General features: G+C 38.9%; 14 protein-coding genes. 10 read left to right on the top strand and 4 right to left on the bottom strand.

Annotation, left to right across the window (positions count from 1 at the left end; translation table 11 throughout):
- Positions 1 to 41 precede the first annotated feature (41 nt).
- From B806_RS0106540 to rapA, 3 genes are all read left to right on the top strand, one after another.
- Positions 42 to 746 carry a phosphopantetheine-binding protein gene (locus tag B806_RS0106540; RefSeq protein WP_017387279.1) on the top strand — a complete coding sequence of 235 codons (705 nt, stop codon included), beginning with the start codon at positions 42 to 44 and terminating at the stop codon, positions 744 to 746.
- Positions 747 to 878: 132 nt separating this feature from the next.
- Positions 879 to 1,517 (top strand): RluA family pseudouridine synthase, encoded by a 639-nt coding sequence (locus B806_RS0106535; protein ID WP_005307342.1) that lies wholly within the window; start codon positions 879 to 881, stop codon positions 1,515 to 1,517.
- 144 nt (positions 1,518 to 1,661) lie between these two features.
- Positions 1,662 to 4,499 carry an RNA polymerase-associated protein RapA gene (rapA, locus tag B806_RS0106530; RefSeq protein WP_017402783.1) on the top strand — a complete coding sequence of 946 codons (2,838 nt, stop codon included), beginning with the start codon at positions 1,662 to 1,664 and terminating at the stop codon, positions 4,497 to 4,499.
- A 57-nt stretch (positions 4,500 to 4,556) separates the two neighbouring features.
- Here rapA and B806_RS0106525 read toward each other — a convergent pair whose 3' ends face one another.
- The gene (locus B806_RS0106525; protein WP_017387278.1) at positions 4,557 to 5,573 is read right to left on the bottom strand and encodes an AI-2E family transporter; all 1,017 of its coding nucleotides are present in this window, start codon (positions 5,571 to 5,573) and stop codon (positions 4,557 to 4,559) included.
- 166 nt (positions 5,574 to 5,739) lie between these two features.
- Positions 5,740 to 6,435, bottom strand: coding sequence for an HTH-type transcriptional repressor FabR (fabR, locus tag B806_RS0106520; protein ID WP_002118668.1), 696 nt, complete (start codon positions 6,433 to 6,435; stop codon positions 5,740 to 5,742).
- A gap of 140 nt (positions 6,436 to 6,575) precedes the next feature.
- Here fabR and B806_RS0106515 point away from each other — a divergent pair, with 140 nt between their 5' ends.
- Both B806_RS0106515 and B806_RS0106510 read left to right on the top strand, forming a co-directional pair.
- Complete coding sequence (locus tag B806_RS0106515) at positions 6,576 to 7,646, top strand: ferredoxin reductase (protein WP_017387277.1); 1,071 nt, start codon at positions 6,576 to 6,578, stop codon at positions 7,644 to 7,646.
- A 12-nt stretch (positions 7,647 to 7,658) separates the two neighbouring features.
- A complete protein-coding gene (locus B806_RS0106510; RefSeq protein WP_002118415.1) occupies positions 7,659 to 8,753 on the top strand; it encodes an acyl-CoA desaturase in 1,095 nt (364 codons plus the stop codon).
- A 47-nt stretch (positions 8,754 to 8,800) separates the two neighbouring features.
- On the opposite strand, the gene B806_RS0106505 is transcribed toward B806_RS0106510, so the two are convergent.
- Positions 8,801 to 9,502 (bottom strand): SIMPL domain-containing protein, encoded by a 702-nt coding sequence (locus B806_RS0106505; protein WP_005803821.1) that lies wholly within the window; start codon positions 9,500 to 9,502, stop codon positions 8,801 to 8,803.
- Between the two features lie 456 nt (positions 9,503 to 9,958).
- On the opposite strand from B806_RS0106505, the gene B806_RS0106500 reads away from it, so the two are divergent.
- The 3 genes from B806_RS0106500 to B806_RS0106490 all read left to right on the top strand — a co-directional run bounded on the left by B806_RS0106500 (position 9,959) and on the right by B806_RS0106490 (position 14,584).
- Complete coding sequence (locus B806_RS0106500) at positions 9,959 to 11,332, top strand: diaminobutyrate--2-oxoglutarate transaminase (protein ID WP_002118718.1); 1,374 nt, start codon at positions 9,959 to 9,961, stop codon at positions 11,330 to 11,332.
- Positions 11,333 to 11,334: 2 nt separating this feature from the next.
- Complete coding sequence (locus B806_RS0106495; RefSeq protein WP_017399290.1) at positions 11,335 to 12,867, top strand: aspartate aminotransferase family protein; 1,533 nt, start codon at positions 11,335 to 11,337, stop codon at positions 12,865 to 12,867.
- A gap of 286 nt (positions 12,868 to 13,153) precedes the next feature.
- A complete protein-coding gene (locus B806_RS0106490) occupies positions 13,154 to 14,584 on the top strand; it encodes an aldehyde dehydrogenase family protein (protein WP_017387275.1) in 1,431 nt (476 codons plus the stop codon).
- A 69-nt stretch (positions 14,585 to 14,653) separates the two neighbouring features.
- Here B806_RS0106490 and B806_RS0106485 read toward each other — a convergent pair whose 3' ends face one another.
- Positions 14,654 to 15,139, bottom strand: coding sequence for an Lrp/AsnC family transcriptional regulator (locus B806_RS0106485; RefSeq protein ID WP_017387274.1), 486 nt, complete (start codon positions 15,137 to 15,139; stop codon positions 14,654 to 14,656).
- Between the two features lie 134 nt (positions 15,140 to 15,273).
- Between B806_RS0106485 and B806_RS0106480 the strand changes: the two genes are divergently transcribed.
- On the top strand, positions 15,274 to 16,995 hold the full coding sequence (locus B806_RS0106480) for a thiamine pyrophosphate-binding protein (RefSeq protein WP_017387273.1): 1,722 nt from the start codon (positions 15,274 to 15,276) through the stop codon (positions 16,993 to 16,995).
- A gap of 140 nt (positions 16,996 to 17,135) precedes the next feature.
- On the top strand, positions 17,136 to 18,515 hold the full coding sequence (locus B806_RS0106475; RefSeq protein ID WP_017387272.1) for an amino acid permease: 1,380 nt from the start codon (positions 17,136 to 17,138) through the stop codon (positions 18,513 to 18,515).
- Positions 18,516 to 18,534 lie beyond the last annotated feature (19 nt).

Here is an 18,534-nt window from a genome sequence, read left to right as displayed (position 1 = left end):
GGGCTTTTTAATTTGAGCTATTTTTATATTTGTAGAGAACAATGTTTTATCCCTTACCTCGAAAAATCCAATTAGCTGCAAGTACTTCAAATTGGTCAATTGAGTCAGCGCAAAGTATTTTGCTCATGGTTGGGCTCAATGAGCTTAAACTACGACCAGATTGGTCTGAGCAACCATTGGCGAATCATTTGGAATTGTTGATTAAGCGCGCTCAATCACTCGAAATTCCAATTATTTTTATTGAGACATCTCAGCTTCAACAAACCATGTTGGAGCTTGGTCAGCGTTTGTCATCAAATACTAAAGCCCAAGTTATGATGGCAGGTGATTTGTCGCCTCTGTTTAAACAAGTCATGCAGCTTGTTTTATCGATTACGAATCAGGTCAGTGTTGTAAATGATGCGATCTTGGCGGCTAATCTAGAGCAGCATATCCAATGGGTTGAAAAGATCAGTTTTGACCATATAAAACATTTAAATACGCAGAGCTTAATGCGGTTATGGTCTTTAAGTACGCCGTCCTCTTATATCTTGTCAGATAAAGGAATTTTATTGGCAATTGCTGAGCAGGTGGGGCGACATCCTATGGAGATCCATCCTGAAATTGATTTAAGAAACTACGGACTAGATCAGTCTGCTGTGAATTCTTTGGTCGATCTATGGCGTGCAAATGGTGCGAGCTTAAGTGCTGAAGAGATAATGCAAGCACCGACATTGCAACATATTATGCAGTTATTGAAGCCTTGACTGACGATAGACCTCAAGTGATCCATAATATTTGCAAATTCTGCTGTTAATTTACCCGAACGGCATTGTAATTCGGACGTAAGCTTTTTATTATTGCCCGCTTGTTTTTCATCTTACCTTGGGAATACAACTTTGAGTGATTTTCTAAGTGAACATCTGATCTATCGTGATGATGATTTTATGGTGATTCATAAACCTTCGGACATCTTGAGTGTTCCTGGTAAGGGTGATTTACATGATAGCGTTTTGACAAGGTTGGTTGCGATTGAACCTAAAACTTTGCTCATTCATCGTCTAGACCGAGATACTTCAGGTATTTTAGTATTTGGTTTATCGAAGCGCGGTCAAAGTGCAATTGCACGTCAATTTCAAGATCGTCAGACTTCAAAAATATATGAAGCGCTTGTCGCAGGTCATTTAGAGGGTGAGGGGACTGTAGATATTCCTGTCATCTATGACCCAAGCCGACCACCTTTACATATTGTCGACGCTTCTCACAACAAGCCTGCTTTAACACATTGGCAGGCAATAGAACATTTTCAGATTCAGGGACAGCCTGTAACTCGTGTGAAATTAACACCAATTACGGGCCGATCTCATCAACTCCGTGTACACATGCAATATCTTGGGCATCCAATTGTAGGTGACACGCTGTATGCAACACCGGAGCAGCAACTTGTTCCGCGTTTATGTTTGCATGCCAAACAGTTAAGTTTTAATCATCCTGTCACAGCAGAAACATTAACTTTTGACTGTCCTGTACCGTTTTAATGTAAAAATTTTAATGCGTGATTTTTTGTAGCAAAGCGATTTAATTGGTTTTTGCTTCAAAATTTTGCTTTAAAGACTACATAAAAAGATGCAAAAATAAGCTAATTTGCATCGTACAATATGTAGTGCGAACTTGAGAGAAAGGTGGAAAAATTGCAGCAGTATGCTATTGGTCAACGTTGGCTATCAGACACAGAAACTGAGCTCGGTTTAGGTGTTCTTATTGATGTAGATGAAAGATCTGTCAGCATTTTATTCCCCAAAAGTGATGAGACACGTGTCTATGCGCGTAACAATGCTCCACTATCTCGTATCATCTTCAATACGAATGATGAAGTTCAAGATCAAGAAGGCCAGAAGTGGATCGTTGAGTCTGTTGAAGATCGTCATGGCGTTTTGCGTTACAACGTTGTTCGTACTTTAGAAAATGGCGAGCAAGAGCGTAAAGCACTCAATGAAACACGTATTGGTGCGCAAATTCAATTATCTAAACCTTTAGACCGTTTGCTTGCAAGTCAAGTTGACTATAAAGAGTGGTATGACCTGCGTATTGAAGCGATGTTGATGCAAGCACAAATGCAGACCAGTCCTCTACGTGGGATGGTCGGTGCACGTGTTGGCCTGATTCCTCATCAGCTTTATATCGCACATGAAGTTGGTAAACGTTTTGCTCCTCGTGTTTTACTTGCCGATGAAGTTGGTTTAGGTAAAACAATTGAAGCTGGTTTAATTATCCACCAACAGCTTAAAACTGGTCGTTCAGAACGTATTCTGATTTTAGTCCCTGATTCTCTTCAGTATCAGTGGATGATTGAAATGCGTCGCCGTTTTAACTTGCAATTCTCTCTGTTTGATTTAACGCGTACCGCATCTATTAAAGAACATGATCCAGAGCTTAACCCATTCTTGACTGAGCAATGCATTATTGCCAGCGTTGATTTAATGGTTGACCATGATGATTTGCGTGAGCAAGCCATAGAAGCTGGTTTTGATTTGCTTGTAGTTGATGAAGCACATCATTTGATGTGGAGCGAAGAAGAAGGCGGTAATGATCGCTACGATTTAATTGAAGAGCTCGCTGAAAATACAGCAGGGGTACTATTACTCACTGCAACACCTGAACAATTAGGTGTAGAAAGTCATTTCGCTCGCTTACGTTTACTTGATCCACAGCGTTTTAGTAGTTTAGAGCGCTTCTTAGATGAAGAGACTCAATATCAGCAAACTGCAAAAATTGCTGAAGTGCTTATGTCGGATCAAGCTTTAACCCCAGAGCATTTATCTGCTTTAGAAGGTTTATTGGGTCACAGTATTGAAGACCAGCCTGATCAACGCTTTAGAGCAATTCACGAATTATTAGATCGTCACGGTACTGGACGTATTTTATTCCGTAATACACGTGAAGCCATTCAGGGCTTCCCAGGTCGTGATTGTCAGCCAGCACCATTACCAGCACCAGAAGATTGGTCAAAAGATGGCAAGCTGCGTGAGCAGATGTGGCCTGAAGAAGCACAGATTGATGGTTCATGGATGCAAAATGATCCGCGTGTGCCATGGTTAATGGAAATTTTACGCAAAGATCTTAAGCATAAAAAAGTACTTTTAATTGCGCGTAGCGGACCAGTAGTTGAATCTTTAGAAAATGTGTTGCGTTTGCATGCAGGTATTCGTACGGCAATGTTCCATGAAGGCATGAGCTTACTTGAGCGTGACCAAGCTGCTGCTTATTTTGCTGAAGAAAGCTATGGCGCTCAGATTCTATTGTGTTCGGAAATTGGTTCGGAAGGCCGTAATTTCCAATTCGCTAGTGATCTAATTTTATTTGATCTACCAGCTAACCCAGATGTTTTAGAGCAACGTATTGGACGTCTAGACCGTATTGGTCAAGAAAACCGTATCCAAATTCATGTACCATACCTTATGGGAACAGCTCAAGAGCGTATGTTCCGTTGGTATAACGAAGCACTGAATATTTTCAGCAATATTTCTCCGACAGCGCAAACGCTGCAAGAGAATTTTATTGTTGAATTAAAAGATTGTTTACTTGCAGACCAAGGTCAAACATTTGAAGATTTGCTTGAAGAGGTGAATGTTCAACGTCAAGCCTTAGAAGCTGAACTTCAAGCTGGCCGAGACCGTTTACTTGAATATAATTCATGTCGTCCAATTGTGGCACAAGAAATTGTTCAGGCCCTTGAAGACTATGATGACAATACTACGCTACCAATGTTTGTGAAGCGTTTCATGTCATCAACCAATATCGACTTTGATGAGCAAAGTAATGGTACGGTGATTATTAAACCGACTGACCAAATGCAAGTGCAAGGTTTGGCATTAGACGAAGAAGGTATGACAGCAACTTTCTATCGCGATCAAGCTCAGCTTCGTGAAGATGCTCAATATTTAACTTTAGAGCATCCATTCATTGAAAGTGTTATGGAAATGATCCGTACGCAATCATTTGGTAGTACCAATGTTGCTGTACTCAAATCTAACGCTTTAAAGCAGGGTTCAGTATTAATTGAAGTCTGGTTTAAAGTGGATGTTGTTGCACCGAAGTCACTGAACTTGCCATCAAGTTTACCGAAACAGCTCATTCGCGTGTTGTTAAGTGAAAATGGTCAGGATTTATCTGAAAAGATTGATCCAACAATTTTAAAACCTTATTTGCACCATTTAGATGGCAATAGCTGCCGCCAAGTAGTTAAAGCTCGCCGTGATATCATTGAGCAGCGTTATAAACAAGCGTTAGAGATTGCGAAAGTTGATTTACCGCAGCTTAAGCAACAAGCAAAAGAACATTATGGCAATAAATGGCAATATGAAATTGACCGTTTAACTTATCTCAAACAGTTCAACCCAAGTATTCGTCAAGACGAAATTGAACGTTTACAAAAACTGCAAAAAGAAGGCTTGAGCTTACTTGATGGTTTAACTGTTACACCAGAAGCAATTCAAGTGTTAGTTGTAGTTAAGCCTTAACTTACTCAAAATAAAAAAAGCGCCTAGAGGGCGCTTTTTTTATACATCGATTTTGAATTAGATGAGACCAGCGTCTTTTAATTCTAGCTTTAAATACGCATAAAAAATTGGAGCTGCGATTAAACCGCCTAAGCCAAAAATTGACTCAAATACTAGCATTGCTAATAAAATCTCCCATGCATTTGCATTGATTTTATGCCCAATAATTTTAGCATTAATAAAATATTCAAGTTTATGAACCAGAACGAGATAAAGTAATGCTGCTCCTGCTAGCCCTAGGGAAATGGTAAGAGCTGCAATAAACGTTAAAGTATTTGAAAGTAGATTCCCTAAAATTGGAATGAGACCAAACATAAAGGTCAAAATAGTTAAAGTTTTGGCAAAAGGAAGGTGAACTCCCCAAAGCGGCAATAAAATAAAGGCGAATAAAATAAATAGCAGTGTGTTAATTGCTGAAATTTTTATTTGTGCGAAAACAACATTTTTAAATGAAATTGATAGTTTTTGAATACGTTGGATAAGCAGTGACTTAAAAACAGGCTGAGGCGTACGGCGATGAAAACCATGTATCGCCACCAAAATACCAATAATTAATCCCATGACCATAGTCACGAAGTTATGCAAAATATCGGAACTGGTATTTTTTAGTGTGGTGACGTTATCTTTCATAAAAGCAAAGATTTCGTCTTTTAGATCTGTCACGCTATCGGGAATATAGCCTGGAAGATATTTTGTGATCTCTGCCTGCAAATGAAGTAGGGTTTGGTCAACTTTGCCATTAATGCTATGTAAACCTACACCTTTTAGATCGTATACAACGAAACTAATTAGACTAGTAATGAAAAAACCAATAAGCGAAATGGTAACAATACTAAGTAAAATACTAATAAAAATACGGGCTCTTTGGCCATCAATATAACGTTCTACAACTGAACTTAAGCTAATAATAATTTCATAAATGAGAAAGCCTGCAAAAAAACTTGCTAATAAATGTAAGGGGATAACCGAAAGCAAAAAGATGCCCATAAGAATGTAGCTTGCAATCAGACTTTGACGATTATTCAAATTTTGCATGTGGATCCCTGAGATCGTTGGGAATATAGGAGAAAGAGCAAACGGAATGATTATTTATACTCTGGCAAGCTATTCGCTTCAATCAGTGAATTATATTTTTATTGGAAAATAGGGGAGTTAGATGTAAAAATGGCCTGTTTATCAACAAGCCATTTATTAGATCATTTTAGCGAATTTTTGCTTCATCTAGATGACGTGCACCTTCTAAAATCATCCGAATCATAATCATGGTTTGTTCAGCAACTTCTGCACGTTGATTGATCGGTAAATCAATCACTTTGGCACCCATATGAAACACAAGTTGGGTAATTGCTTTTGCAACAAGGTCTGGGTGATACAGGTGATTGTTATTTAAACGCTCAAGACGGATTAAATCTTCTTGCAACTCTTGCTGAAAAAAGTTGAGTTGACGGTCTACGGCAGCTTTATAAGAAGCTGAACCTGTAAAACTTTCACGGAGCAGTAAACTTAAATTGCCTTCGTCGGCATCAAGCTGTTGAAGAAAAATATCGACCGAACTACGAATAATACTTTCTTGCAAGGAAGCGCGTAGGCGAGCCTGACGGATAATTTTACGTAAAACGATACCTGCGCGGTCAATTAGAGAAATAGCTAATTCATCAATATCTTTAAAATGTCGATAGAAACTATTTGGCGCAATTCCTGCTTCTCGAGCTACTTCACGTAAACTCAATGAAGCAATACTTTTTTGCGGACCAATAAGGTTTAAAGCGGCCTGAAAAAGTTCTTCTTTAGTAATTGTCGCTTTTCTTCCAACAGAACGCGTAGCTGTTTTAATTTCAATGACATCTTGTTGTTGAGGTGTGTCATTCAGGTTCTGAGAAAGTGAAGATTGGGTCATGCTGTTCAATATATTTGTAAACTCTCAGGATTATAGCCTTAGAAGCTGAACTTGTGAAATTGTAATTAAAAGTACGGGTGTATATACAAATATATATACATGTGTATAATAATTAAAAAAGAGCGACAGAGCCTTCAGTTATGCAAGCAATCGAAAAGAGAAATTCTCTATTCAATTCATTGACACAAGCCATCTTTGATAAAGAAATGGCTAATTTCTGGCTACAAAAAGTTAATCCTTTATGGTCTGTAAAACATGGCCTTGTTCAAATTGTAAAAAAAGAATTTGTCGCTCACGACATGGTGAGCCTGACTCTAAAATGTAACCGCTTAGTGAAAATGGGCGTTGCAGGCCAGCATCATCCTGTAATTGTAGAAATTGCTGGTCGTCGCTATGAACGTACTTATAGTTTGACGCAAATAGATGCGCAGCACTTACGTTTAACCGTAAAAAAAGTTGCTGATGGTATCGTGAGTAACTGGTTTATTTCTGAAAGCAAAATCGGTGATGTTTTTGAGCTTGGTCAACCTTATGGTGACATGCAACAAAACATCAAAACACCGAATTTAATTATGTTGGCTGCGGGTAGTGGTATTACCCCAATGTTGAGCTTGATTACTGCGATTAAACAAAGCCAGCAGTTAGATAAAGTTCAGGTGCAACTTTTATATTGGGTGAAACAACGTTCAGATGCAGCTTTTGTTGAATACTTTGAAAAAGTTGCGCAGCAATATCCGAACTTTAATTATCAGGTTTTCTATACACAAGAAACCCCAAATGATGAACGTTTAAATACAGAGCATTTAGCATTAGTTGATGATGTAGAAAACAGCACAATTTATGCGTGTGGTCCTTCTGGTTTTGTAGCGTCTGTTGAGCAGTTATTTGAAAACGCTCCAGCCGTTTTAACAGAAGCATTTAGCTTAACAAATGAAAGCTCTGCCGATGATATTGGTTATGTGAATGTCACATTAACCCAGTCTAATAAGGTGATTGCAATTCCTAAAGGCCAGTCAATTCTGGTTAGCCTTGAACATGAAGGCCTTAAACCAACTCATGGTTGCCGTATGGGAATTTGTAATAAATGTGTTTGTAATAAATCACAAGGTTCAACACGTAATTTACTTAACGGTAGCGAAAACACTGAACCAAGCCAATTACTTAAAATTTGTGTGAACTCAGCACAATCCGATCTAGTTATTGATCTTTAAGAGAGAACTCTTATGAATATGCCAGTGAAAGTCGAATATTTTAAAAATCCTAAAAATCGAGATTTGACTCCAGCAGAACTTGATGCATTTGCAAAAGAGCTCGATCAGATCAAGCAAGAAGTATTGGATGATTTGGGCGAGAAAGACGCTAAATATATCCGCCGTGTTTATGCTGCGATTCGTTACAGTAGCTTTTTAGGCCGAGCATGTTTGTTTGCAGGTTGGTTCCCACCAGCGTGGATTTTAGGAACAGGCCTATTAGGCTTCTCTAAAATTATGGAAAACATGGAACTCGGTCATAACGTGATGCACGGTCAATATGACTGGATGAATGATCCTAAATTTAATGGTCAAACTTACGAGTGGGATACTGTCGGTACTTCTGATAACTGGCGCCAAACTCATAACTATAAACATCATACCTATACCAACATTAAAGGTATTGATGATGACATTGGTTACGGTTTACTTCGTTTATTCCCAGAGCAACGCTGGAAGCCGGGTTTCTTACTTCAACCTGTTTATAGCATCCCATTCTGTTTATTGTTCCAATGGGGCGTAGCTATTCAGAATCTTGAAATTGGACGTGTCCTTTATAAACGTAAGAGTATGGCAAAGTTCTTGGAAGAGTTAAAACCTGTTAATAAAAAGATTGGAAAACAACTTTTTAAAGATTATGTTTTCTTCCCTTTAATTGCAGGTCCGGCAGCTTTACCTGTATTCACTGGTAATTTGGTTGCAAATGGTCTTCGTAATATCTGGACATTTACGATTATTTTTTGTGGTCACTTCACAAAAGATGCGGAAGTATTTCCAAAGTCTGTTTTACAAGAAGAAAGCCGTGGTCACTGGTATATGCGCCAGATTCGTGGTTCTTCTAACTTGAAAGGTTCAGAAGCATTACATATTTTAAGCGGACATTTGAGCCATCAGATTGAGCACCATTTATTTCCAGATATTCCAGCGCGTCGTTATCGCCAAATGGCTCCAAAAGTTGAAGCTGTATGTAAAAAATATGGTCTAAATTATAACAACGCAAGTCTGGCTAAACAGTTTGGACAGGTGGTAGGCCGTATCTTTAAATATGCTTTACCTTTTAAAAAATAAGTCAAAAAAAGCCCTGATGAGTTCAGGGCTTTTTTTAGAGAAACAAATTATTTAAACTGAATTGAACCGTTTGCATTTACAGTAATTTTAGACTCACCAGCTGCCATATCTTGAGCTGGTGCAGCTTCGGCCATAGCAAATTTAGCCATGCTGGCACGCATTACAGGTTGTGGGAAATAGTTATTTGTGTTCAGGTTTAGAGTGACCAAAGTATATTGGTTTTTATTCCAAGCTTGGGTCAACATTTGAGCACGTTGTTGGAAGTTTTTAGATGCTTCTACCATTAACTCATTTTCAACTTTTTTACGTTGTTCATCAGAAACCGTAAAATTAATCGATTGAGTTTGGAAGTTTTGCTGTAATTCGTTTACTAACTGGCTAGCAGCTTTAAAGTCTTTACTTTCAAGACGGATTTCAGCGCGGCCACGCCATTCTTTTAACTTATTGCTATCGTTATCGTAAATTGGATAAGTGCTTTGAGCACCAGTTTCCACTTTTACTTGTGGATATTTACGAGAAACATTAAGTGCCTGATTCATCAGCTGATTGATTTGGTTTGAAAGCTCGGCTGGTTGTTTGTTACTTTTTTCAATATATAAAGTTGCATGCATTTCATCATTAGAAACTTGGCGAGAAGCTTCCGCTTGTACATTTACAATATTGTAGTTCAAAGCATTGTCATCCTGAGCAAAAACTAAAGGGCTAAGGAGAGAACCTAAAAGAAGGGTGGATACGGCTAAAGTACGCATAAATTTTTCCTTTAAAAATTAATATAAATTTAATTTTTTTCATTAGGAAATGTTAAACATAACTTTTGCAGATTTTGTGGCGTATTTGTAATATTCAGATCAGGTTTTTTTAAATTTTGGTAAATATAAAGTCTTTAAAAATTAAAAGCTTAAAATTAAAGTGTTTCAATGTAACTTAAAAAATCAAAGTAATATAAAAAAAGAATATTTTCTTTAGGTTGTCACATAGTATGATGATAATTCATCATAACTATTGGGATGATACATTTTTTCAATAAGATTAGATGAGTAAAGTACATAAAAGACGTTTTTTTTCTTGTAAAATTAGGTATCATCGCGCTCCTAGTTACAAGATATAAAATAAGTGTCTTTACTAGTTCTATAAAGCACCGAGTCAAAGGACCAATCGTCACCAGACTTATTTCTTTCTACCCCTATCAGAGATGGTAATCCGATATGAGCGTTACTTCCGTTAACCCTGCCACTAATGCTACTAACGAATATTATTTGACTCGCCAAAGTCAAATGGAATCAAATGTTCGTAGCTATCCACGTAAATTACCGTTAGCGATAGCGAAAGCACAAGGATGCTGGGTTACTGATGTTGAAGGTACACAGTACCTTGATTGTTTAGCTGGGGCAGGTACATTGGCTTTAGGTCATAATCATCCTGCGGTGATTCAAAGTATTCAAGATACATTGGCAAGTGGTTTGCCATTGCATACTTTAGACTTAACCACACCTTTAAAAGATGCATTCACTGAAGCATTGTTAGCATATTTACCTGGTGGTAAAGAAGAATATTGCTTGCAGTTCTGTGGTCCTGCTGGTGCAGACGCAACTGAAGCAGCAATTAAACTTGCTAAGACTTACACTGGCCGTAGTTCAGTGATCAGTTTCTCAGGCGGTTATCATGGTATGACCCATGGTGCGCTTGCTATGACTGGTAACTTAAGTGCAAAAAATGCAGTTAACGGTTTAATGCCGGGCGTACAATTCATGCCATATCCGCATGAATACCGCTGCCCACTTGGTTTAGGTGGTGAAGCTGGTGTTGACGCTTTAACTTACTACTTTGAAAACTTTATTGAAGATGTAGAAAGCGGTGTAACAAAACCGGCTGCTGTGATTCTTGAAGCGATTCAAGGTGAAGGCGGCGTAGTTACAGCTCCAGTAAAATGGTTGCAAAAAATCCGTGAAGTGACTGAAAAGCACAACATCGTTTTAATTTTAGACGAAGTTCAAGCTGGCTTTGCACGTTCAGGCAAAATGTTTGCATTTGAACATGCAGGTATTGAACCTGATGTTGTTGTAATGTCTAAAGCAGTAGGTGGTGGTTTACCACTTGCAGTATTAGGTATTAAACGTAAATTTGATGCTTGGCAGCCTGCTGGTCACACGGGTACTTTCCGTGGTAACCAACTTGCTATGGGTACTGGTCTTGTCGTATTAAAAACGATTAGCGAACAAAATCTTGCTCAAAATGCGCAAGAGCGTGGTGACTTCTTACAAGCTGAATTTAAAAAATTAGCTCAAGAATTCCCATGTATCGGTAACGTACGTGGTCGCGGTTTAATGATCGGTGTTGAGATCGTTGACGAGCGTAAACCAGCTGATCGTATTGGTTCGCATCCTGCTGACTCACAATTAGCTGCTGCAATTCAAACTGCTTGTTTCAACAATAAATTATTGCTTGAAAAAGGTGGTCGTAACGGTACAGTAATTCGTTTACTTTGCCCGCTTATCATCACTCAAGACGAGTGTGTTGAAGTAGTTGCTCGCTTTAAGAAAGCAATTGCAGAAGCATTGGTTGCAGTACGAGGCGCATAAGTATGGTGGATTTTGCAGAACATCGTAAAGCGTTACTCTGCAATGATGCACAATCCATTGCTGACTATGAGTCAGCAATGGGCGAAGCGGTAAAAGCCGTTTCAGCATGGTTGCAAAATGAAAAGATGTACACTGGTGGTAGCATTAAAGAATTGCGTTCAGCAATTTCTTTCCAACCTTCAAAAGAAGGTATGGGTGTACAAGAATCTCTTCAACGTATGATTGAGCTTTTCTTGAATAAAAGCTTGAAAGTACATCATCCACATTCATTAGCACATTTACACTGCCCAACCATGGTGATGAGCCAGATTGCGGAAGTGTTAATCAATGCAACTAACCAATCTATGGACTCATGGGATCAAAGCCCGGCAGGTTCATTAATGGAAGTTCAGCTCATTGATTGGTTGCGTCAAAAAGTAGGTTATGGTTCTGGTCAGGCAGGTGTTTTCACTTCTGGCGGTACTCAATCTAACTTGATGGGTGTGTTACTTGCTCGTGACTGGTGCATCTCGAAAAACTGGAAAGACGAAAATGGTAATCCATGGTCTGTACAGCGTGATGGTATTCCTGCCGATGCAATGAAAAACGTCAAAGTCATCTGTTCTGAAAATGCGCATTTCTCTGTGCAAAAGAACATGGCAATGATGGGTATGGGCTTCCAGTCAGTTGTAACTGTTCCTGTGAATGAAAATGCACAGATGGATGTAGATGCTCTCGAAAAAACGATGGCGCATCTTCAGTCTGAAGGTAAAGTTGTTGCTTGTGTCGTTGCGACAGCAGGTACGACTGATGCCGGTGCAATTGACCCATTGAAGAAAATCCGTGAAATTACCAATAAATATGGTTCATGGATGCATATCGATGCGGCATGGGGCGGTGCATTAATTCTGTCAAATGACTATCGTGCAATGCTTGATGGTATTGAGTTGTCTGACTCGATTACCCTCGACTTCCATAAGCATTATTTCCAAAGCATTAGCTGTGGCGCGTTCTTGTTGAAAGATGAAGCGAACTATCGTTTCATGCACTACGAAGCTGAATACTTGAACTCTGCTTATGACGAAGAGCACGGTGTACCAAACCTTGTGTCTAAATCATTACAAACGACTCGTCGTTTTGATGCATTGAAATTGTGGATGACAATTGAATCACTAGGTGAAGACCTTTATGGTTCAATGATTGACCATGGTGTAAAACTTACTCGTGAAGTTGCAGATTACATCAAGGCAACTGATGGTTTAGAACTTTTAGTTGAGCCTCAGTTTGCTTCGGTATTATTCCGTGTTGTTCCACAAGGCTACCCAGCTGAGTTTATCGATAGCTTGAACCAAAACGTAGCGGACGAATTGTTTGCACGTGGTGAGGCAAATATCGGTGTAACAAAAGTTGGTAATGTACAGTCATTGAAAATGACAACATTAAGCCCTGTTGTGACATTCGAAAACGTTAAAAACCTTTTAGGTCAAGTATTGGCTGAAGCTGACCGCATTAAAGATGCAATTGCTTCTGGTAACTATGTACCACCAATTGACTAATTGAGTTGATAACAAAAAAAGCTCGGTTTATTACCGGGCTTTTTTATGGCAGATTGTTTTTATTTGGATTGTGTATGAAGAAAAGAATACATGCACAAATCATGCATATTTTCAAAAAACAAAAATAATTATGCATGATTTATGGGGAGCAAATTTCTTATTGTATTGGTATGTCCCCAATATTTTTGGTCACATTGATATATCAATATCGTACTTACTTTAAATAATCCCGCGTTAACTGAAAAAAGTAAGTGGCTGTAATTACAATTAAGACAAGGAAGAAGAAATGCAACAAGCGAATATGCTCAATGAATTTAAACTCATTATTGGCGGTCAACTTTGTTCAGGTGAACAAGGTGAGCTAGAAATTATTAACCCCTCTACAGGTTTAACTGCTGCACGTTGTGCAAAAGCTTCGGTTGCGCAGGTAAATCAGGCAATGAGTGCAGCTAAACAAGCATCTAAAGCTTGGCAACAAGTTTCACACGAAGAGCGTAAGTCAATCTTGAACAAGATTGCAGATGGCATCCAAAAGCACGCTGAAATGCTTGCAGAGTTGGTTGTGCTTGAACAGGGTAAGCCACTCGCACTTGCTCAAATGGAAGTGCAGGGCGCAATTGGCTGGACTCGCTATGCGGCTGCGATGGATTTACCTGTAGAAATAATTGAAGACAGTGAAACCAAGCGTATTGAGCGCCATCGCCAACCATTGGGTGTAGTGGCTTCAATTACTCCTTGGAACTGGCCATTGATGATTGCGGTTTGGCATATCATGCCTGCATTGCGTGCAGGTAACGTTGTCATTAGTAAACCTTCTGAATACACCCCACTATCGACTTTACGTTTATGTGAAATCATTCAGCAAGAAGTTCCTGCTGGCGTAATTTCAATTGTGGTTGGTGCTGGTGAGATTGGTGAAGCATTATCTTCTCATCCAGATGTACAAAAAGTTGTGTTTACGGGATCAACTCGAACAGGCCAGCACATTATGGCTGGTGCAGCTCAGCAGCTAAAACACTTAACTTTAGAGTTGGGTGGTAATGATGCGGGTATTGTATTGCCAGATGCAAATATCGATGAAATTGCAGCTAAGATTTTTAATACGGCGTTCTTGAATGCTGGTCAAACATGTGCAGCCTTAAAGCGTCTATACGTGCATGAAAGCCAATATCAGGCTTTATCTCAAAAGTTAGCTGATATTGCCAACGCTCAAGTTGTGGGTGACGGAATGGCATCTTCTACAACATTTGGCCCAGTACAAAACCAAATGCAATATAACAAAGTGAAAGCTCTTATTGCCGAAGCCATTGAACAGGGGGCAAAAGCACTTTCAGGGCAACAGCAGGTACCAGAGCAGGGCTACTTTATTGCACCAACTATTTTGACTGAAGTTTCTGATTCTTGCCGTGTGGTGCAAGAAGAGCAATTTGGACCAGTGTTGCCTGTTTTAAAATATACTGATATCAACGATGCAATTGCTCGTGCCAATGATAGTAAGTTTGGTTTAGGTGGCTCAATTTGGTCTTCTGATATTAAAGCAGCACAGACTTACGCTAGTCAGCTTCAATGCGGTACTGTTTGGATTAATACCCATGCAGAAGTCCTGCCTCATGCGCCTTTTGGTGGCTGGAAAATGTCTGGTCTAGGTGCTGAATTTGGTCTGGAAGGCTTGCTTGAAAATACGATTGGGCAAACAGTTCATATTAGTAAAGTCTAAATATTAATTCTAAGGCGGATGATAAATCCGCCTTTTTATTTTAAATTATCTTATTAAATACTAACCTGTTTAAGTCGTGTGATGGTAACCGTGACCTTTAGATTTGATTAAAAAATGATTCTGTTCTTTAATTTTTTTTAGAACAATGTAAGACTTTATGTGGCCAATAAAATTATAAGAAAGCAATCTTTCGGTTACAAATTGAGAAAGCTGTTCTAAGTTTTCAGCAACGACTTTTAAAATAAAATCCGCATCGCCACTAATTGAAAATGCATCTTGAATGTTATCTTCTGCTTCAATTAACTCTTGAAAAGCCTGCTGAGATTTTGCCTCATGTGTTCTTAAATTAATGTGAATCATCGCTGTAACTTCCAGTCCTAGCGCTTGTTGCTGGATGCGGGCCGTGTAACCTAAAATTATGCCTTTTTGCTCAAGTAGCTGTCTTCTTCTAGAACATTGAGAAGCAGATAAACCAATTAAATCTCCAATTTCCTGATTGGTGAGTCGTCCATTCTTTTGTAGTGCCTGAATGATTTGCCAGTCGAACTTATCCATTGCATAAAATCCTTTTATGATACACAAATCATGTATTTTTATTAAAATGCGTTTTCATTATGCACGAAATCTAAAAGATAGATGAAATATTATTTTTCTATGGAATAAAAATTGGTCTCAAAGGATATAGAGCAATGTTCATAGAAATCGGTGACTTTTTAAATCTTCGTTTAAAACAAATGGGTATCCAACATCTTTTTGGAGTACCTGGTGATTTTAACCTCTCATATCTAGAACAAGTTGAAGCAGACCCACAACTCGAATTTATTGGAAATTGTAATGAATTAAATGCTGCCTATGCAGCAGACGGTTATGCACGAATTAACGGTTTTTCTGCCTTGGCAACCACTTATGGTGTAGGTGACTTAAGTGCCATTAATGGTATTGCAGGTGCCTATGCAGAAAATGTACCTCTTATTCATATCTCAGGTATTCCGCCTTTACATGCGGTTCAAAAGGGCACACTAATACACCACACGCTTGTCGATGGTAACTACGACAATATTATGAACTGTATGAAAGAGTTCACCGTTGCCCAAACACGTTTAACTCCAGCAAATGCAGCTTTTGAAATTGACCGTGTATTACGTCAGTGTTTCCTGGAACGCCGTCCTGTGCACATTCAACTACCTGGTGATATTACTCACGTTAAGATTGAAGTATCTGAGCGTCCGCTCGACCTAAGCTATCCAGCTGTTGAACCTGAATTATTGCAGAGTGTGGTAAGTAAACTCTGTGACATTATTGAGAATGCTCAAAGCCCAGCACTTCTTATTGATAATGAAGCTTCAGTTTTTGGTGTAACGTCACTTTTAAATGATTTGTCTCAAAAATGCTCAATTCCATTTGCAGGCATGAATACTGCAAAAAATATTATGGATGAAGGTTCACCTCGTTACATTGGAACTTATGTGGGGGGGGCAAGCCAACCGCATGTGAAAAATATCATTGAACAATCTGACTGTTTAATTGGTGTTGGTGCACGCTTTACCGATGTAGGCTCAGCTGTATTTACTCATCAAATTGAGACCAAGAACTACATCGAAATTAAATCTTATGGCCTAAATATTTTTGGTCAGGATTTTCCGGGTATTGAAATTGGACAATTACTTGTCGAGTTAAATAAAAAAGTTGCTCCACGTAAATCAACAACACCTCTTCTTGAAAAACAACCTCAGAAAGTAATTGAAGCTCCAGCTCAACAAAAGTTAAGCCAAGATGTGCTTTGGAACTACATTTCAGGGTTTTTAAAAGAAGATGATGTGATTATTGGTGAAGTAGGAACATCAAACTCTGCTTTGTCAGGTATCAAACTTCCTGCCACAGCTAAATATATTGCTCAGCCGCTTTGGGGTTCTATTGGTTACACCTTACCGGCTTTGCTTGGTAGTTTGTTGGCTGCTCCTGAGCGTCGTCAAATTTTATTTATTGGTGATGGTTCATTCCAGCTTACGGTACAAGAGCTTTCTACAATTATCCGTCACAGTTTAAAACCAATCATTTTCTTGCTGAACAATGGCGGCTACACCATTGAGCGCCTAATTATGGGTGAAAACGCGGCCTATAACGACGTGCAAAACTGGAAATACACTGAAATTCCGGCGGTATTTAATGGTAAAAAAGGCCATACAACTTATGTTGTTGAAACCGCTGGACAGCTTAAGAGTGTTTTAGACAACGTTCAGCAAAATGATCAGTTAACTTTCATTGAATTAAAACTACCAGCAATGGATGCGCCGGTAAGTTTGAAAAAATTTGCTTCTGTGATTGCTCGTTTTGACTACGGTGATCGCGGTTACGAAATTTTAAAGGAGCGTTCCCAACCGATTAAATGTAAGGATGCAATCTCTTTTTAAATAGAAGACAGGACAAGCCTTCTCAAAAATTAAATGGACTCATATTAAAGCTACTTATTTCCGAAGGTCGGGTTCTGGCCTTCGGATATGGTGCTGAATAAAGGTGTACAGGAAGTGACACCAACATTGGAGATAATGTTATGGATGCAAACAATAAGCACGAGTTAAAACAAGGCTTATCCAATCGGCATATTCAACTCATCGCACTCGGAGGGGCGATTGGTACAGGATTATTCTTAGGTCTTTCACAAACAATTAAATTGGCTGGTCCTTCAATTTTATTAGGATATGCAATTGCAGGAATTATTGCCTTTTTAATTATGCGCCATTTAGGTGAAATGGTTGTTGAAGAGCCGGTCAGTGGTTCTTTTAGTTATTTTGCGAACAAATATTGGGGCAAAATGGCGGGTTTTATGTCTGGCTGGAACTATTGGGTATTATATGTACTCGTCAGTATGGCTGAATTGAGTGCGATTGGGACATTTATACAGTTTTGGTGGCCTGAAATTCCGACATGGCTGACTGCTTTATTTTTCTTTATTTTAATTAACGGCATTAACTTGGTAAATGTTCGCTTTTTTGGGGAATCCGAGTTCTTATTTTCCTGCATTAAAATTGTTGCCATTTTAAGCATGATTGGTTTCGGTGCTTATCTTTTACTTTCAGGCTCAGCAGGTCCGCAAGCGGGTGTTGCAAATTTATGGCAACACGGTGGTTTCTTCCCGCACGGGATTCACGGTTTTGTCATGGCTTTAGCTGTCATTATGTTTGCATTTGGCGGATTGGAATTAATTGGTATTGCTGCAGCTGAAACGAAGAAACCTGAAACGACTATTCCTAAAGCAGTAAATCAGATTGTGTACCGTATTTTAATTTTTTATATCGGTGCAATCGGTATTCTTTTATGTCTTTATCCATGGAACATGGTGGCAGAAGGCGGCAGTCCATTTGTTATGATTTTCCAGTCACTCAATAGTAACGGTGTTGCGAACGTTCTGAACTTTGTGGTCTTGATTGCTGCTATTTCAGTTTATAACAGCTGTATCTATTGTAATAGCCGTATGTTGCATGGTTTGGCAGAGCAGGGTAATGCTCCTGCAATTTTGAAAAAAGTAAACAGTCGCGGTATTCCGGTTCCAGCAGCAGTTGTTTCTGCATCTATTACAGCAATATGTGTGGTCGTGAATTATCTGATTCCTGGTCAAGCTTTTCAGCTCTTCATGATGCTAGTTGTGGCTGCACTTGTTATTAACTGGCTCATGATTTCAGTGACGCATTTGAAGTTTACTAAAGCAATGAAATTGCAAAGACGCCAAACTAAGTTCCAAAGCATTATGAGTCCTTGGAGTAATTATTTAACCATTAGCTTTGTATGCTTTATTCTTATTATTATGGCGATGACTCCAGATATGAGATTGGCAGTTATTTTAGGACCAATCTGGCTTGCTTTTTTAGCTGTGATGTACTTCTTAAAATATCGTAAAAAAATGGTTGTTCTGTCAGAAGTACAATCGAATTGATCCTTTAAATTGACAATGA

It is taken from the genome of Acinetobacter sp. TG2027 (assembly GCF_000302435.1).
In the GTDB taxonomy this organism is placed as follows: domain Bacteria; phylum Pseudomonadota; class Gammaproteobacteria; order Pseudomonadales; family Moraxellaceae; genus Acinetobacter; species Acinetobacter pittii.
Note: the sequence above shows the minus strand (reverse complement) of the source record. Positions and strands in the feature narration are given on the sequence as shown.

Bases quoted from the DNA above. Each gene is read 5' to 3' on its own strand.
- B806_RS0106505 (WP_005803821.1), bottom strand. From the start codon at position 9,502: ATGCGTACTTTAGCCGTATCCACCCTTCTTTTAGGTTCTCTCCTTAGC.
- B806_RS0106510 (WP_002118415.1), top strand. From the start codon at position 7,659: ATGAATATGCCAGTGAAAGTCGAATATTTTAAAAATCCTAAAAATCGA.
- B806_RS0106485 (WP_017387274.1), bottom strand. From the start codon at position 15,139: ATGGATAAGTTCGACTGGCAAATCATTCAGGCACTACAAAAGAATGGA.
- fabR (WP_002118668.1), bottom strand. From the start codon at position 6,435: ATGACCCAATCTTCACTTTCTCAGAACCTGAATGACACACCTCAACAA.
- B806_RS0106475 (WP_017387272.1), top strand. From the start codon at position 17,136: ATGGATGCAAACAATAAGCACGAGTTAAAACAAGGCTTATCCAATCGG.
- B806_RS0106515 (WP_017387277.1), top strand. From the start codon at position 6,576: ATGCAAGCAATCGAAAAGAGAAATTCTCTATTCAATTCATTGACACAA.
- B806_RS0106495 (WP_017399290.1), top strand. From the start codon at position 11,335: ATGGTGGATTTTGCAGAACATCGTAAAGCGTTACTCTGCAATGATGCA.
- B806_RS0106500 (WP_002118718.1), top strand. From the start codon at position 9,959: ATGAGCGTTACTTCCGTTAACCCTGCCACTAATGCTACTAACGAATAT.
- B806_RS0106525 (WP_017387278.1), bottom strand. From the start codon at position 5,573: ATGCAAAATTTGAATAATCGTCAAAGTCTGATTGCAAGCTACATTCTT.
- B806_RS0106490 (WP_017387275.1), top strand. From the start codon at position 13,154: ATGCAACAAGCGAATATGCTCAATGAATTTAAACTCATTATTGGCGGT.
- B806_RS0106540 (WP_017387279.1), top strand. From the start codon at position 42: ATGTTTTATCCCTTACCTCGAAAAATCCAATTAGCTGCAAGTACTTCA.
- B806_RS0106480 (WP_017387273.1), top strand. From the start codon at position 15,274: ATGTTCATAGAAATCGGTGACTTTTTAAATCTTCGTTTAAAACAAATG.